Annotated in this window: 17 protein-coding genes and 1 rRNA gene; 1 reads left to right on the top strand and 17 read right to left on the bottom strand. The window is 40.5% G+C overall.

What is annotated here, in order from left to right; all coding sequences use genetic code 11:
• Nucleotides 1-136 precede the first annotated feature (136 nt).
• The 3 genes from BAE31_RS02880 to metG all read right to left on the bottom strand — a co-directional run bounded on the left by BAE31_RS02880 (nucleotide 137) and on the right by metG (nucleotide 4,433).
• A complete protein-coding gene (locus BAE31_RS02880; protein ID WP_041105711.1) occupies nucleotides 137-1,339 on the bottom strand; it encodes a G5 and 3D domain-containing protein in 1,203 nt (400 codons plus the stop codon).
• A 244-nt stretch (nucleotides 1,340-1,583) separates the two neighbouring features.
• Nucleotides 1,584-2,351, bottom strand: a complete 768-nt coding sequence (locus BAE31_RS02875) for a TatD family hydrolase (protein ID WP_024425634.1) — start codon at nucleotides 2,349-2,351, stop codon at nucleotides 1,584-1,586.
• An 81-nt stretch (nucleotides 2,352-2,432) separates the two neighbouring features.
• Nucleotides 2,433-4,433, bottom strand: coding sequence for a methionine--tRNA ligase (metG, locus tag BAE31_RS02870; protein WP_041105709.1), 2,001 nt, complete (start codon nucleotides 4,431-4,433; stop codon nucleotides 2,433-2,435).
• Between the two features lie 520 nt (nucleotides 4,434-4,953).
• Here metG and BAE31_RS02865 point away from each other — a divergent pair.
• Nucleotides 4,954-5,244: an AbrB/MazE/SpoVT family DNA-binding domain-containing protein gene (locus tag BAE31_RS02865; RefSeq protein ID WP_087975202.1), complete on the top strand. Its 291-nt coding sequence runs from the start codon at nucleotides 4,954-4,956 to the stop codon at nucleotides 5,242-5,244.
• Between the two features lie 44 nt (nucleotides 5,245-5,288).
• On the opposite strand, the gene rsmI is transcribed toward BAE31_RS02865, so the two are convergent.
• The 14 genes from rsmI to rrf form a co-directional block, all read right to left on the bottom strand.
• On the bottom strand, nucleotides 5,289-6,170 hold the full coding sequence (rsmI, locus tag BAE31_RS02860; RefSeq protein ID WP_041105708.1) for a 16S rRNA (cytidine(1402)-2'-O)-methyltransferase: 882 nt from the start codon (nucleotides 6,168-6,170) through the stop codon (nucleotides 5,289-5,291).
• Complete coding sequence (locus tag BAE31_RS02855; RefSeq protein ID WP_041105706.1) at nucleotides 6,145-6,444, bottom strand: GIY-YIG nuclease family protein; 300 nt, start codon at nucleotides 6,442-6,444, stop codon at nucleotides 6,145-6,147. The genes rsmI and BAE31_RS02855 overlap by 26 nt, the downstream gene beginning before the upstream one ends.
• A complete protein-coding gene (locus BAE31_RS02850) occupies nucleotides 6,431-7,174 on the bottom strand; it encodes a tRNA1(Val) (adenine(37)-N6)-methyltransferase (RefSeq protein ID WP_024427205.1) in 744 nt (247 codons plus the stop codon). The genes BAE31_RS02855 and BAE31_RS02850 overlap by 14 nt, the downstream gene beginning before the upstream one ends.
• Nucleotides 7,175-7,229: 55 nt before the next feature.
• Nucleotides 7,230-7,583: a DNA replication initiation control protein YabA gene (yabA, locus tag BAE31_RS02845; protein ID WP_024425629.1), complete on the bottom strand. Its 354-nt coding sequence runs from the start codon at nucleotides 7,581-7,583 to the stop codon at nucleotides 7,230-7,232.
• A gap of 14 nt (nucleotides 7,584-7,597) precedes the next feature.
• A complete protein-coding gene (ricT, locus tag BAE31_RS02840) occupies nucleotides 7,598-8,425 on the bottom strand; it encodes a competence/sporulation regulator complex protein RicT (RefSeq protein WP_024425628.1) in 828 nt (275 codons plus the stop codon).
• Between the two features lie 2 nt (nucleotides 8,426-8,427).
• Complete coding sequence (holB, locus tag BAE31_RS02835; RefSeq protein WP_024425627.1) at nucleotides 8,428-9,417, bottom strand: DNA polymerase III subunit delta'; 990 nt, start codon at nucleotides 9,415-9,417, stop codon at nucleotides 8,428-8,430.
• A gap of 11 nt (nucleotides 9,418-9,428) precedes the next feature.
• Nucleotides 9,429-9,869 (bottom strand): YaaR family protein, encoded by a 441-nt coding sequence (locus BAE31_RS02830; RefSeq protein WP_024425626.1) that lies wholly within the window; start codon nucleotides 9,867-9,869, stop codon nucleotides 9,429-9,431.
• Nucleotides 9,870-9,881: 12 nt separating this feature from the next.
• Nucleotides 9,882-10,211 (bottom strand): cyclic-di-AMP receptor, encoded by a 330-nt coding sequence (locus tag BAE31_RS02825; RefSeq protein ID WP_024425625.1) that lies wholly within the window; start codon nucleotides 10,209-10,211, stop codon nucleotides 9,882-9,884.
• 79 nt (nucleotides 10,212-10,290) lie between these two features.
• The gene (gene tmk / locus BAE31_RS02820; protein WP_024427207.1) at nucleotides 10,291-10,929 is read right to left on the bottom strand and encodes a dTMP kinase; all 639 of its coding nucleotides are present in this window, start codon (nucleotides 10,927-10,929) and stop codon (nucleotides 10,291-10,293) included.
• Nucleotides 10,926-12,335 carry an aminotransferase class I/II-fold pyridoxal phosphate-dependent enzyme gene (locus tag BAE31_RS02815; RefSeq protein WP_076839429.1) on the bottom strand — a complete coding sequence of 470 codons (1,410 nt, stop codon included), beginning with the start codon at nucleotides 12,333-12,335 and terminating at the stop codon, nucleotides 10,926-10,928. Before BAE31_RS02815 ends, tmk begins: the two co-directional genes overlap by 4 nt.
• A gap of 77 nt (nucleotides 12,336-12,412) precedes the next feature.
• On the bottom strand, nucleotides 12,413-13,477 hold the full coding sequence (locus tag BAE31_RS02810; protein WP_076839427.1) for a toxic anion resistance protein: 1,065 nt from the start codon (nucleotides 13,475-13,477) through the stop codon (nucleotides 12,413-12,415).
• 18 nt (nucleotides 13,478-13,495) lie between these two features.
• Nucleotides 13,496-14,110, bottom strand: a complete 615-nt coding sequence (locus BAE31_RS02805; protein ID WP_041105699.1) for a 5-bromo-4-chloroindolyl phosphate hydrolysis family protein — start codon at nucleotides 14,108-14,110, stop codon at nucleotides 13,496-13,498.
• Nucleotides 14,111-14,238: 128 nt separating this feature from the next.
• Nucleotides 14,239-14,430 (bottom strand): sigma factor G inhibitor Gin, encoded by a 192-nt coding sequence (locus tag BAE31_RS02800; protein ID WP_024425620.1) that lies wholly within the window; start codon nucleotides 14,428-14,430, stop codon nucleotides 14,239-14,241.
• Between the two features lie 171 nt (nucleotides 14,431-14,601).
• Nucleotides 14,602-14,717 (bottom strand): 5S ribosomal RNA (rrf, locus tag BAE31_RS02795).
• Nucleotides 14,718-14,726 lie beyond the last annotated feature (9 nt).

The raw sequence follows: 14,726 nt of genomic DNA, 5'->3' as shown, positions 1-14,726 counted from the left end.
CTACATTTTTTGGTTAAAAAAACGAAACCTTTCATGCTGCTTTTGCGTCTAATTAATTAGAAAACAGTGCTTCTATTATAACCAAAAAAACAGAGGGTGCGCAAAGCCCTCTGTTCATATAAATGATTTGATGTGTTTATTTGAGTACTCTAATCTTCACTCGTTTATTTCCCCATTGATAAGCTGCCGACTTACTTGGGACGAACACATCAATTTTATTCCCTTTTATAGCAGATCCAGTGTCTGATGCAACGGCATATCCATAGCCTTCCACATACACTTTTGAGCCCAGCGGAATGACACTCGGATCAACTGCTATGACCTTTGCACCCGGATTTGCTTTTAAATTAAAGCCTGTAGACGTTCTGCCCGTACATCCAGCACAGCTTGCTGTATAGGCTGTTGACGCCACATAAAATTCTTTTCCTGACGATTCATTGCTTCGTGAAACCGCAGGGGACGCTGTAGGCTCCTTTTTGGCCACTTGTGTACCAATAGCCACTAATCGGTCCTTACTATCTTTTTCGGTCACTTCTTTAATCAATTCTTTAGACACCACTTTGCCGTTTTCTTTCACAATGGCATAGTGCTTCTTCAATTTACCTTCTTCACCTTTTTTAAGTACCTTCTCTTTCCCTTTTTCAAGAGAATGATCCTTTTTATGTTTGGTATCAAAAGCAATTTTCTCTTCCACTACATCGGTGACTTTTTCCACCCGAGTGATCTTTATATCTGCGCTCTTTTTAGAAAGGTTACTATGTAACGCAGGCTTGATCTTATCGTGCTTCTTGAGCTTCAGCTCTTGTTGCTTTAAAAAGTCAGCGACCGTAGTCGAAGTGGTCCACACTTTTTTATCTTTTCCTCCATCATTTAAGCTGACCTGGAAGGCCTGCTGAACCACAAGATTCATATCCTTTTTTAACTTGTCATTCTTTCCTGGAGTTACTTGATCGTGCTTCCCAATATCTATCTTCTCATTCTTCAATAATGCTCCAACCGTCTGATCTGTTGTCCATATCGTTTTCTCTTTCCCATCTAGGGTCAGATGAACCGGTATAGCCGCATCATACACAATGTTCATGTTGTCTTGAATCTTTGTATTTAGACTTGGAGAGATATGATCCTCCGCCTTGGTCCTTATGCCAAGGTCTGAAAGCAGCTGAGCTACTGTCTCTTCATGTGTACGAATTGTCTTCTCTTTACCATTGATTGAAATGGTAATAGACTGCTTAGTGAGCTCATGCGCACCGTAAGCCGTTCCAGTTCCAGCTAAAAGCAAGCAAACAACTAGTAATAAAACCTTGCCTTTTCCTAGCTTCACAGAAAACAGATTTTTCATTTTTTGTACGATGAAAAACGCCTCCTTCTCCTCGGAGAGATTATATAGAGTATCTCAAAACCTGTCAACCCTTCCACCCACTGTACAAAAATGCTCGATTGTAAACCTATTATGGGAGATTTATGGAAGGAAGGGAAGAAAGACTTATCGACAACTTATCCTATGAGGAGGCGCAAACGTGTAGAACTTTTTCGTTATGTTTCACAATTGGACAAGCTTAAACAAGGATTGACATCATATACTGTCAGTTTATACGGAAAACTTTTTTTGCATTTTTTGTTGTCAATTCAGCAAGCTCTTCAAAGCTAATTTCTCTCAGCTCCGCAATCTGTTCTGCGATATATTTGACATAACTTGGCTCATTACGTTTCCCTCTAAATGGCACTGGCGTTAAGTATGGGCAGTCTGTTTCAATCAAAAGCTTGTCACTTGGTATCTCCTTTACAACTTCCTTTGGCTTTTTGGCATTTTTAAATGTCACGGGTCCACCGAATGAAATATAAAAGTTCATCTCCATACACGCTTTTGCAGTTTCCAGACTGCCAGTAAAGCAGTGCATAATACCTCCAACTTCAGCTGCTCCCTCTTCCTTTAAAATCGTCACGACATCTTCCGTTGCGTCACGATTATGAATAACGATTGGAAGCTTCACTTCCTTCGCAAGAGCAATTTGGCGTCTAAAGACTTCCTTTTGCACATCTTTTGGCGACTTGTCCCAATAGTAATCCAGACCCATTTCTCCAATCGCAACCACTTTTTCGTGTTGAGATAAATCTTTGATCCAAGCCAAATCCTCATCTGTCATATCAATAGCATCGACTGGATGCCAGCCGATAGCTGCATATATGAAATCATACTCTTCAATTAATTCCATCGCTCTCGTAATTGTTGGGCGGTCAAACCCTACCACCACGATTTTCTCAACTTTTTCGCTTTTCGCTCTTTCGATCACCTGTTCTAAGTCTTCATTGTATTGTTCTGCATTCAAGTGGGCATGTGTATCAAATAACATAGTTGTTTGCTCCTTTCGACAATTCTGCTAAAAAACAAAAGGTGTTCGACGAAATGTTACACGTGGAACACCTTTGTTGAGTTATAAAATTTTTGTTCCATTTGCTAGAGATTGATCTACTTCAAGAACCTGCAATTTCCCGCCTGTTTCTCCAGTTAAAATCATTCCCTGGGAAATTTCCCCTCTGAGTTTAACTGGGGTAAGATTCGCTACGCAAACGAGCTTTTTCCCTACTAATTCTTCTGGTTGATAGTGCTTGGCAATCCCAGAGACTATTTGTCTTTTTTCAAATCCAAAATCAAGCTGAAGCTTTAAAAGACGATCCGCTTTTTTCACTGGGGCTGCTTCCAATACCTGTGCAACTCGAAGATCAACTTTTGAGAAATCATCAAATGCAATTTCTGCTCCCAGCTCAGGTAATTCCGTTTCTTCGATTTCCACTTTCTCTTCTTCTACCTTAGGTGCACTTCCCTGCATTTTTTCTTTAATGTAGGCTACTTCTTCTTCAACCTCTAAACGCGGGAACAAAGGCTCTCCTTTTTGTACCGTCGCTTGTTGAATCGCACCAAATGATAGGATACTATCCCAGCTTTTGAGCTTCTCTTCTTCAATTCCAAGCTGGAAGAAGATTTTCTCAGGTGTTTTCGTTAGGAATGGCGTTAAGAGTACTGCTGTGATTCGAAGTGATTCTGCTAAATGATACATAACAGAATGCAGTTCTTTTCGTTTTGTTTCATCCTTTGCCAGCACCCATGGAGCTGTTTGATCAATATATTTATTGGTTCTGCTGATTAATGTCCAAACATTTGAAAGAGCCACAGAGAATTCAAGATTTTCCATCGCTTCTTCATAGGCTTTGACTGTCTGCTCAGCGACTGCTTTCAGCTCTTCATCAAACTCATTAACAGGACCCTTATAGCTGCTTAATGTGCCGTCAAAATATTTTTGAACCATCGCAACTGTACGATTAAGCAAGTTACCTAAATCATTGGCAAGGTCATAGTTTACACGTTCCACGAATCCTTCTGGTGTAAACACACCATCTGCACCAAATGGTACTTCGCGAAGCAGATAATAACGAAGGGCATCGAGGCCATAGCGATCAATTAATGTGACCGGATCTACCACATTCCCTTTTGATTTAGACATTTTGCCATCTTTCATGAGCAGCCAGCCGTGTGCGAAAATTTGTTTCGGCAGAGGCAGATCTAATGCCATTAACATAATCGGCCAATAAATCGTATGGAAGCGTACAATTTCTTTTCCTACGAGATGTACGTTGGCAGGCCAATATTTTTTATATTTTTCATCTTGATCTGTTCCATAGCCAATCGCAGTTAAATAGTTAAATAACGCATCAATCCATACATAAATGACGTGCTTTGGATTGTTAGGAACTTTAATTCCCCAATCAAAGGTTGTTCTTGATACTGCTAAATCCTCTAAACCTGGTTTAATGAAGTTATTAATCATTTCATTCTTTCTTGATTCAGGCTGAATAAACGATGGATTTTTTTCGTAATAATCGAGCAAACGGTCCGCATACTTACTCATACGGAAGAAATATGATTCCTCTTTAATTAATTCAACAGGGTGGCCGCTGTCAGGGCTTTTCCCGCCAATGACTTCCCCTTTCTCATTACGCTCAACATCAACAAGCTGTGTTTCCGTATAGAATGTCTCATCAGGAATACTGTACCAGCCCTCATATTGATCTAAATAAATATCGCCTTGATCAAGCAACTTTTGGAAGACCTGCTCAATGATTTTCGTATGTCTTTTTTCTGTTGTACGGATGAAGTCATCATTCGAAATGTCGAGTTTCTTCCATAATGATTTAATGTCTTCAACGACTGGATCTAAATACTCGATCGGTGTGATATTTTGTTCTTCAGCTTTTTGCTGTATTTTTTGTCCGTGCTCATCTGTACCTGTTAAATACATCACATCATAGCCTTGTAGACGTTTATAACGAGCCATAGCATCTCCTGCTACTGTCGTATAAGCATGTCCAATATGTAATTTTCCGCTCGGATAGTAAATAGGTGTTGTCAGATAAAACGTTTTTTTCTTTTCCGGCATGTCGGAACCTCCTGCGTGTGTGTAAATGTCAAAAACTCCCGCCCAATGGACGAGAGCGGTTATCATCATTACATGAAAATGTGTCAGATCAATTCATTCAATTTTGCACTTGTGCTTTCTCTATGATACCATCTTAGCCTTTAAGATCAAGCATATATACATAGAACAAGATGAAATGATCGAAAAAGATGAGTTTTTCGAAAAAAACGACAAACCCGTCGACATTTTGTCGAATATTGTCGTATGAAATCTATTTCCAGATTTACAATTGGCTAAATTAGGGCAAAAGTCTTGTTAATCTGATCTCGGCATTTCTTATATTTTCATAGGAAAAGCCTACAAAATCCTTATACACCAGTAGTTTCAAGGTCTTTTGACTTTAAGAGTCATATTTTACAAACAATAGTAAACAAAATGATTGACGATTTATGGAAACCTTGTTATGCTAGGAATGTAAGGAATTTGTCGAATAATGACGAAGATAATATTATTTTAAGAATAAGAACTTTTTGGGAGGAGAATGAAGATGAAATCTACAGGTATTGTACGTAAAGTTGACGAATTAGGACGCGTGGTGATTCCAATCGAACTTCGCCGTACGCTAGGAATCGCTGAAAAAGACGCTTTGGAAATTTATGTTGATGATGAAAAAATTATCTTAAAAAAATATAAACCAAACATGACTTGCCAAGTAACAGGTGAAGTATCAGACGATAACCTTAAGCTTGCTAATGGTAAATTAGTTCTTAGCCGTGAAGGTGCAGAGCAAATCATTAACGAAATCCAAAACCAACTTCAATCACAAAAATAAGGTTCATATAAAAAGGTTCTTGCACCGTTTGCAAGAACCTTTCTTTATTGTTCAATATGATAGGCATCGTATATCGTGCGCTTTGGCACACCACGTTCGACAGCTGTACGTTTAATGGCTTCCTTCGACGTTAATCCTTCCTCTATGTAATGGATCACATGTTCTTTTTCAGATAAGGACGTCCACCAAGCTTCTTCATTCAGCTCTTCTTCAGCTTGATCATTTCCTTGTACCACAAGACAGAACTCACCTCGAATTTGATTCTCCGCAGCCCATGTCAGCACAGATTCTAAATCCCCACGAATAAACTCTTCGAATTTTTTCGTCAGTTCTCTCGTAATCGCGATGTTCCGATTCCCCCACACTTCCTTCATTAAAGTCAGCGTTTCTTTTAACCGATGGGGCGCTTCATAGAAAATGATCGTTTCTTGACGTTTTTTCAAGGCTTCAAGCTGCTTTTTCTTTTCTTTTTTTTGACGGTCGAGAAAACCATAAAAGAAAAATGGCTGAGGTCCGATTCCTGATGCAATGAGTGCCGTTAGTGCAGCATTTGCGCCAGGTAACGGAATGACATAGCCTCCGATGCTAGTAAAATCTCGAACCACTTCAGCCCCTGGATCTGAAATCGTCGGTAAACCGGCATCACTCACGAGTGCGATACTTTTCCCTTCTTTTAGCCATTCGATTAACTTGTGGCCGCTGCTGTCTTTGTTATGCTCATGATAGCTGGTTAAGGGTGTATCAATTTCGTATACATGACAAAGCTTTTTCGTTTGCCTTGTATCTTCTGCGGCAATATAGTCTACATCTTTTAATGTTTGTATCGCTCGGAACGTCATATCTTCTAGATTTCCGATCGGGGTTGGGACAAGATAAAGAATACCCATGCCAGATTGACCATCAAAGCTTTTCTGTGTCTTTTTCATGTGCCGCCTCCTTTTCCATTCGCATTTCTTCTATATAAATGTCTTTCTTTTTCCGCGTCCACGTTTTGAAACGATATTCTTGCTGCATGGCTTCTCTTTTGGTTGCAAAACATTCATGATAAAAAAGCTCAACCGGCCGTCTCGCTCTTGTATACTTTGCTCCCTTTCCACTATTGTGGGTCATCAATCTCTTTTGTAAATCATTTGTATAACCCGCATACAGGCTGCCATCTGCACATTTTAATACATAGAAGTAATGATTATGCTTCTCCATACAGTATCGTCCTGATTTCATCTGTATACTCCTGATCTTCCCCATAAACAAAAAGAGGCGGGAGAATTTTCAGATCTGGTTTTCCATCTTTTATGCCCTCTACCAAGATGGTATTGGCTTCTTTCCCTTGTTTGGGATAAACAAATTGAATTCGTTTCGGCTCAATTCGGTATTTTTTCATTAATTCCACAATCTCAAGCAGCCTTCCTGGTCGATGAACCATCGCCAGTTTCCCCCCTTGCTTTAGCAGCGTGGAAGAAACACGAATAACATCTTCTAATGTACAATGAATTTCATGCCGTGCAATCGCCAAATATTCATTTTCATTGATTTCATCCTTAGAGGGTGTCTTAAAATATGGCGGGTTACATGTAATCACATCAACTTTATGGTTGCCGTAGCGTTCCGGCATATCATTCAAATCACCATGAATCAATTCAATCTGGTGCGCAAGTTGATTATACTCCACACTTCTTTTTGCCATATCAAACAGCCGTTCTTGAATTTCAACCCCCGTAATCGAGGCCTTAGATCGAGTTGAAAGCAGTAATGGCACGATGCCATTTCCGGTACAAAGATCAATGATCTCTCCTTTTTGGATTGGCACATACGCAAATTTAGCTAATAACACCGCGTCCAATGAAAAGGCAAACACCGTTTTACTTTGAATAATCTTCATATCTTCGGCGAGCAGGTAATCTAAACGTTCATCTTCTCTTAACGAAACCATGATGTATCCTTTCTTTTCCTGTGAAAAAGGCTCCCGATTCAGCGGAAGCCTTTTCTCATTTTTTATTTAAAAATGACAGACAGAACAAACAGTCTCCCTCTTTACGAATGCTCCCATAATGTACATTACAAATATGGAAGCCCTCCTGATATAACCGGGCCAGGTTATCATGACCTTCTCCTATATCAGAATGACTTGGCTTCTGGGCAGAATCATTCTCTGCCTCAGACGATTTGTCTCGATCGGACTGATCCAGACGTTCACGCAAGTGCTGATTCTCCATCTGCAGCTGATGATTTTCTTCAATCACTTCACCGATATGATTTTTCAAATCACCTAACTGGCGATAAAGAGAACCGATTTGTTCTTCTAAATTAATCACCGTATCAAATAGTTCCTTTTTATCCAAGGTGGCACACCTCGTTACTCAGTTGTTTGTGCAGATACAACGCCTTCTTGTAATAATTCTTCCCATGTATATTCTATCACTTTTTCTTGCCCGGTTAATTCAACTTGCAAAATTCGTTCTAAAATATTGAGCCCTACTACCTTTGCAGAGCCATTAGACGTCTGAATCGTTTCACCGATATCCGGTAATTGTTCCTTCGCTGTTTCATACTCATCATTCTCATATTTCAAGCAGCACATCAAACGGCCGCATAGTCCTGAAATTTTTGTCGGATTTAACGACAGGTTTTGATCCTTTGCCATCTTAATAGACACTGGTTCAAAGTCTCCTAAGAATGTCGAACAGCAAAGCATTCGACCGCAAGGACCAATACCGCCAAGCATTTTTGCCTCGTCTCTTACGCCAATCTGGCGAAGTTCAATTCTCGTTTTGAAGATTGATGCAAGATCCTTCACTAGCTCACGGAAATCAACTCTGCCATCTGCTGTGAAGTAGAAGATGACCTTGTTTCGGTCAAATGTAAATTCAACATCAACCAATTTCATTTCTAGCCCATGTTCACTTACCTTCTGAAGACATGTATCAAAGGCTGTCATCGCTGCTTCTTTGTTTTCCTCAACGATGAGCCGGTCTCGTTCGTCTGCTACACGAATGACTTTACGCAGAGGGAGAACCACATCGTGTTCATCTACTTTTTTGTTGGCGATGACCACTTGTCCGTACTCAACCCCTCTGACCGTTTCTACAATGACACAACTATCATTTTCTATATGAAATCCATTAGGATCGAAATAATAGATTTTGCCCGCTTTTTTAAAGCGAACACCAATTACGTTGTACAAGCTTATCCCTCCTGCAACATCAACACCAATTGCTCCATCAGCCCTTGGGCATTCACGTTGGATTGAAGTCTCTTTTTCGCTTCTAATACAGCAAGGATCTGGCTGGTCACCATCTGCTGTGTGGAATGCAGCGCATGCTGCTTCATTGTCTGGAATAAGTCTTGATAAATGACTTTATCTTCATTTCCTATTTGAATCGACAATACATCACGATATATAAATAAAAGCATATCCAGACCTGTTTCTTGAAGGTCTTTTTCTTTGAAAAAAGGCATCCATTGATCCTGTATATAAAAAAATGCATGTTCTTTTCGCTGGTGTAAGACTTCATACAATTTTATCACTTTCGCTCTAGACTCTGCAAACTGATCATTTCGACTTAATTCGAGTGCTTCTGCTAAATTATTGGTTAAATTCGACAAAAGCCTTGCGAGATGCTGAGATACGCCTTCTTGTAAAAGCTGCTGCTCCAAGGATTGTGGCTGCAGCGGCTGAAAGCTGAGCATCTGACATCTTGAAATAATCGTATCCAGCATTTTATGAGATTGCTCAGTGATTAAAACCGCCATCGTTTCCCGATTAGGCTCCTCTAGGAACTTCAATAAACTGTTCGCGGCATTGACCGTCATTTTGTCCGCATGAAGAATAATATACATTTTCCGGTGAGATTCTACACCTGCTTTTGTAAATTCCTCTTGCAGTGCCTGCACTTGCGCCTTCTTAATTGATTGGCCATCGGGCTGCACAAGATGTAAATCGGGATGGTTTCCTGATGCAATCCTTTTGCAGTTTTGACAGGATTCACATGGTTTCACTCCTGATTCCAAACAAAAAAAGCTCTTAGCCAAAAGCATCGCTGCATCCAGTTTTCCGGTTCCTTTTTTTCCTTCAAATAAGTAGGCGTGCGCAAGTCGGTCTTTATCAATACTATTAAAAATCAGCCGCATGACGCGCGGCTGCAAATCATTCATGTCATCCCAGCTAATTGCCATGTTATCACTCTCTATGTGTAAAGGTTAATCAATAAACCTTTTATTTCTCCAATACGTTCAAGCAAATCAATAGATGGTTTCTCTTGATCCATCATTTCCTCGGTTAATTCAATCAGCTTTTCATCTAAGGCTTTGACCAAAGCAAGTGTACGTGTGTTTCCATAAATGTCAAAGCTCCTTGATGTTTCTATATTTAATCCATTATCGACTGTCTCTTTCACAAAGCGCTTCACCAGACCTTTAAACCTAGCCAAATCCTTTAGGTTTCGTGACTTTGCAAGCTTTTTTCCGAACACTTCGATATCACTCAGCATGACCGTCAGCTGTTCTAAGCGCAGTTTGCCGCTTTGCGTCTCCATCGAAGCCTTAAAGGAGGCAGATGTCTGGCTTCCTTTCATCGCTTGAAGTTCACGCTTTTCTAAACGCAGCCGCATATCTTGATTAATTTTCACAGCAACCCATCCTTAAAATTGATGAAATTGTTCAACTGGCAGAATAAAGACAGTAGCTCCGCCAACTTCAACCTCAACAGGGTATGGTACGTATGAATCTGCATTTCCACCCATTGGGGAGACAGGCGCGATCATTTGATCACGTTTACGGCAATTTTCTTTTATAAGCTGTAATGCTTTATCCACCCGGACATCATCACAACCAATAATAAAAGTCGTATTCCCAGACTTTAAAAACCCACCAGTTGAAGCTAATTTTGTCACGCCGAAATGATGTTCAGTCAATATTTTCAACAACTTGCTGCTATCTTGGTCCTGTACAACGGCAACAATTAATTTCATTTGATTGGCCTCCTTTATTTTAGGCACAGATGACATGCCGATGTCTTCCTCTATATTATAACAACGATTGGGAATTAGGTCATATTTGATTTTGCTTTAATGTGTCCTGAATCAATTGAAGGACTTCTTCATAGACAGCCTGCATCGGCTGAGACGCATCCACTACACGGAATCGTTCTGGCGATTGTGCAATAAGCAGTTCATAGCCTTCTCTGACAAGCTGGTGGAAATTCAGCGTCTCCATGTCTAATCGATTCTTTTCTCTTCCCTGGTTGGCATCAATTCGCTTTAGCCCTTCCTCAGGTGTAATAGAAAAATAAATGGTCATTTGCGGCATCGTGCCATTGATAGCAAAGTCGTTAATTGACTTTACTTCTTCAATCCCAAGCCCTCTCGCATAGCCTTGATAAGCAAGGGAGCTATCGACAAAACGATCACATAAAACCGTCTGCCCGCGCTGTAATGCCGGTTCTACCTTCTCAGCCAAATGCTGCCTTCTTGCGGCTGCATACAGCAAAGCTTCTGTTTTCGCATCCATTTTTGTGTTTTTTTCATTTAAAATGACTTCACGAATCTGCTCTGCAATGTCAATGCCGCCAGGCTCACGTGTCGCCATCACTGCATATCCTTGGCGTTCCATTTCTTCATACACTTTTCGAATCACTGTCGTTTTTCCAGCACCCTCTGGCCCTTCAAACGTAATAAACATACCGCTCATAGTGTCTCCTCTTCTATATAAACATATAATTTTCTCTGATGAATCACCTGACTGGCTTGAACATGAACCTGATGTCCAAGCAAACGGCTTAAAGCCGCAATTTGATCGATTTCAATACGCTCTCCCTTAACGATCAAAGGAATACCCGGTGGATATGGAATAACCGATTCTGCACTAACCCGTCCTGCTGCATGTTCAAATGAGACGGCTTCTATATCCTGTCTATGCTCCTCGTTGTCATCAGCCAGCGCCTCTCTTTGCAAATGATCTTTTCCTTTGAGCAATGAATTGCTTTGATTAAGGGCCTGCTCTATCCGTTTAAAAGGTATATCCTTCTTCTGTTCTAAACCAAAGACAAGTAAAACCTGATGTTCGTCCGCAAGCTCTGGGTGAACCTCCACTGATTCAAGTACTCGTTTTAGTTCATAACCAGTCAGCCCTTTTGTTGATCGAATCACACATTTTAATGGATCGTTAGAAAGCAATTCAGACTCTACCACTTCAAGCTGAGGTATACGATTGAACTCATTTTTCAGCTCTGCCAGCTCTTTCATCATTCCATCCAAGATCTCTTTTTTCTTGATCTCCTCGACATAAGCTCTTGCCACATCTAATGAGGCCATAATTGGATAGGATGGAGAACTGCTTTGAAGCATCGTGAGGAATGTTTTCAAACGTTTTGCATCCATTCGCCCCCCCTGAAGATGAAGGTAGGATCCCATCGTCATGGCCGGAAGGGTTTTATGTGCTGATTGTACCACCACGTCAGCTCCATAGGAAAGAGCAGATGGAGGAAAAGCGCCGCCTAATACAAAATGTGCACCATGTGCCTCATCAACTAAAACGATCATCCCTTCTTCGTGACACATGTCAATCAGCTTTGATAAATCAGCTGCATGTCCGTAGTAGTTCGGATAAGTCAAAACGATCGCTCGGCAATTAGGATGTTTGGATATGGCTTTTTTGACTGTTTCATTCGTCACATGTGTTGGAACATGCAGGTGTGGATCTACCTCAGCTTCTACCATAATAGGCGTGGCTCCTGCAAGCTCAATCCCATGATAAACAGACTTATGACAATTTCGCTGGACGAAAATCTCATCTCCCGCACGACAGGCTGCCATCACCATCGCTAAATTTCCGACAGTTGTCCCATTCACAAGGAAAAAGCTTTGATCTGATCCATATAGCTTTGCCAATAAATGTTCAGCCTCTTGAATCACACCAGTTGGATGATGGAGATCATCTAACCCTTCAAGCTCTGTTACATCCAGCTGAAGAATTGAGTCATAATAAGTCCGTGCCTCATCAAAAAAGACATCTCCATTGTGATGTCCTGGAACGTGGAAAGAATAAGGTTTCTTTTCCGCATGTTGTGCTAATGCTGTATATAAAGGTGTTTTCAAACAAATCGACCCTTTTCACTTTAACGATATCTTATGTCTATTATAACGTTCATACAAGGGAACCGAAAGATGGATTCTCATTCCTTTATTGGCTGGTGATTCGCCAGCTGCTGTTCTGCCTCATACATGCTGTTTTTCAATTGGGCTCGCTCTTGGCTTCCATGCTCCTTCACCTGTAACGTTTCCTGTAAGGTTTCAGCTAATTGGCGTTGAACCTTTTTCAACGTATCTATAGGTGCAAAAGCTGCCTCTTCAAGAAGCTCCCCCTGCTGCTTTGATACCTTTTCATATGTTTTTTGGATTCGATTCTCAAGAGCTGAATTGGCACGCTGTTGAATATGCGTTAATGCAATCGACATTTGGTTGATCCATAGAGGAATAGATGCAGAAACTGTTGATTGAATGTGATTGGCCAATGTATGATTCGTATGCTGGATAATTCGAATTTGGGCATTACATTGCAACGCAATTTGCCGGCTTAGCAGCAAATCATATTTCCGTTCTTTCAACCTCTCCATATATTCTTCTGCATTGACTTCCTGACTCATCAATTGCTCCTCTATAGTCCGATTACCAACCTGCTCCGGTTCTGATATGATCTGCTTCTCTAAAGTTGTCATTTTCGCTTCAACTGCTGCAACCTGCAGTGTCATCTCTTGGAAAAAAGTTTGATTTTCTTCAAATAAACGCTCTAATAACATATGATCCGAAATTAATCCGCCTTTTGCGTAACGAAGCCTTGCTGATAATCTCTCGATCTGTGATTTTGCATGTTGAAAACGCGAGATGATTTCCTGAGTAGAACGCTTCTCCCGCCGAAATAACGTCGAAAAAAAGCCCTGCTTCTTTGGCAATAAGTCGTCCGGTTCTACTACATGCAGCTGGTGCAAAAAGGCCTCAAGCACGTCTCCTATTTGATCGATATCTTTTTTCTCAACATATTTCATCATTTGTTGTGATTGTTCCAATAATCGTTCCTGAACACGTGTACCATAGAAAAGCAGCTTTTGCGGATTGTCAGGGATCTGCTCAGCACGCTGCAAGGCTTCTTGTTTCTCCTCATCAGATAAGGTATCAAACACCTGAAACTGAAGATCTGTAGTGGAAGCAGGTGATGTTGGGATGTGATCTTCTGGTTTCATTACGTTTGACTCCTTTCATTATTTCTTTATCATTTTATCTGCCACTTCAAGCTCAATATGAAGGGCTTCTATGTCTCTTCCTAATACTTGCTGCAAATCATTCGTCAATTGCTTTTGCAGCTCTGTCAGCGTCACTCGAGTTTGGCTTAGTGTCATTTCCAGCTCATGACTGCGATCAGGCTGATTATACAATAGTGCATATTTTTCAGTTAGTTCAACGACAGAATCCAAGCTTTCAAAATAAAAACGCTGTGCATCATAAAATCGGGTCGGCTCTTTTTTTGTAATCGTATAGATTCGTCGTGCAAGTCGGAGAATTTCATAATTATGTTTGATCGTCTGTACGTTCTTCACAGCAAATAAAGCCTTCTTTAAACGTACGAGCTTTTGTCCTGCTTCTTTTAAATGCTGTTTGATATATACATAATCACTACGAGAAAGTCCGTGTTTCTTTAAAAACAACTGGAAAGCAACCCATCTGCTCCCTGCAAACATCACGCCCCACCCCATCATCGCATACAGTATCGATAATCCAACATGATAATGGAAAACCCCAATACTGACGGTTAAAATCATAAGCGAAAAAAAAGTAGAGAGGATGGCCCATATAAATGTATAAAAGATTGATTTCATGTTCATCGACTCCTATGAATAATCAGGCTCTCTGTTTATCTTATTATTAATTACGGATGATGTCCAAACTAAGTTCCAAAAAACAGGCCCAATCCTTCATACCTCATAAAAAAAGACCATCTAATGGTCTATGAATACAAAGGCGGCGTATGAAGATTTTTTAGCTTTCTAACATAATCGGCATAGCTAGGATCCGAGGTCGATGTAGAAATTAACTTTCTCTCACATTCTCGGCACAAAAACTGATGATATAAATAAATTCCCTTTGTTTTTTTCTCTTCACAAATCAAACAAATCGCTTCTCGCTCTTTTTTGCTCATTGTGACACCTCCACTTATAGCTTCAGTATGCCCTAGCGCTTTCAATTGTATACAAAATTAAGAATGTTTTAGATGGTAGTTTAGTATATGTATCCATGTCAGATCGAGTGTTTGTTCCTTTTCTTAAAAAACAAAAAAGACCAGTTCCGACTGGAACTGATCCTTATAGAAGCTTGGCGGCGTCCTACTCTCACAGGGGGAAACCCCCAACTACCATCGGCGCTGAAGAGCTTAACTTCCGTGTTCGGTATGGGAACGGGTGTGACCTCTTCGCTATCGCCACCAAACCTGATGGA

The organism is Bacillus sp. I-2, assembly GCF_001974945.1.
Lineage (GTDB): Bacteria > Bacillota > Bacilli > Bacillales > Bacillaceae > Bacillus > Bacillus safensis.
This window is presented reverse-complemented; position numbering and strand designations above follow the sequence as displayed.

Bases quoted from the DNA above. Each gene is read 5' to 3' on its own strand.
- BAE31_RS02880 (WP_041105711.1), bottom strand. From the start codon at position 1,339: ATGAAAAATCTGTTTTCTGTGAAGCTAGGAAAAGGCAAGGTTTTATTA.
- BAE31_RS02875 (WP_024425634.1), bottom strand. From the start codon at position 2,351: ATGTTATTTGATACACATGCCCACTTGAATGCAGAACAATACAATGAA.
- metG (WP_041105709.1), bottom strand. From the start codon at position 4,433: ATGCCGGAAAAGAAAAAAACGTTTTATCTGACAACACCTATTTACTAT.
- BAE31_RS02865 (WP_087975202.1), top strand. From the start codon at position 4,954: ATGAAGATGAAATCTACAGGTATTGTACGTAAAGTTGACGAATTAGGA.
- rsmI (WP_041105708.1), bottom strand. From the start codon at position 6,170: ATGAAAAAGACACAGAAAAGCTTTGATGGTCAATCTGGCATGGGTATT.
- BAE31_RS02855 (WP_041105706.1), bottom strand. From the start codon at position 6,444: ATGGAGAAGCATAATCATTACTTCTATGTATTAAAATGTGCAGATGGC.
- BAE31_RS02850 (WP_024427205.1), bottom strand. From the start codon at position 7,174: ATGGTTTCGTTAAGAGAAGATGAACGTTTAGATTACCTGCTCGCCGAA.
- holB (WP_024425627.1), bottom strand. From the start codon at position 9,417: ATGGCAATTAGCTGGGATGACATGAATGATTTGCAGCCGCGCGTCATG.
- BAE31_RS02825 (WP_024425625.1), bottom strand. From the start codon at position 10,211: ATGAAATTAATTGTTGCCGTTGTACAGGACCAAGATAGCAGCAAGTTG.
- tmk (WP_024427207.1), bottom strand. From the start codon at position 10,929: ATGAGCGGTATGTTTATTACGTTTGAAGGGCCAGAGGGTGCTGGAAAA.
- BAE31_RS02810 (WP_076839427.1), bottom strand. From the start codon at position 13,477: ATGAAACCAGAAGATCACATCCCAACATCACCTGCTTCCACTACAGAT.
- BAE31_RS02805 (WP_041105699.1), bottom strand. From the start codon at position 14,110: ATGAAATCAATCTTTTATACATTTATATGGGCCATCCTCTCTACTTTT.
- BAE31_RS02800 (WP_024425620.1), bottom strand. From the start codon at position 14,430: ATGAGCAAAAAAGAGCGAGAAGCGATTTGTTTGATTTGTGAAGAGAAA.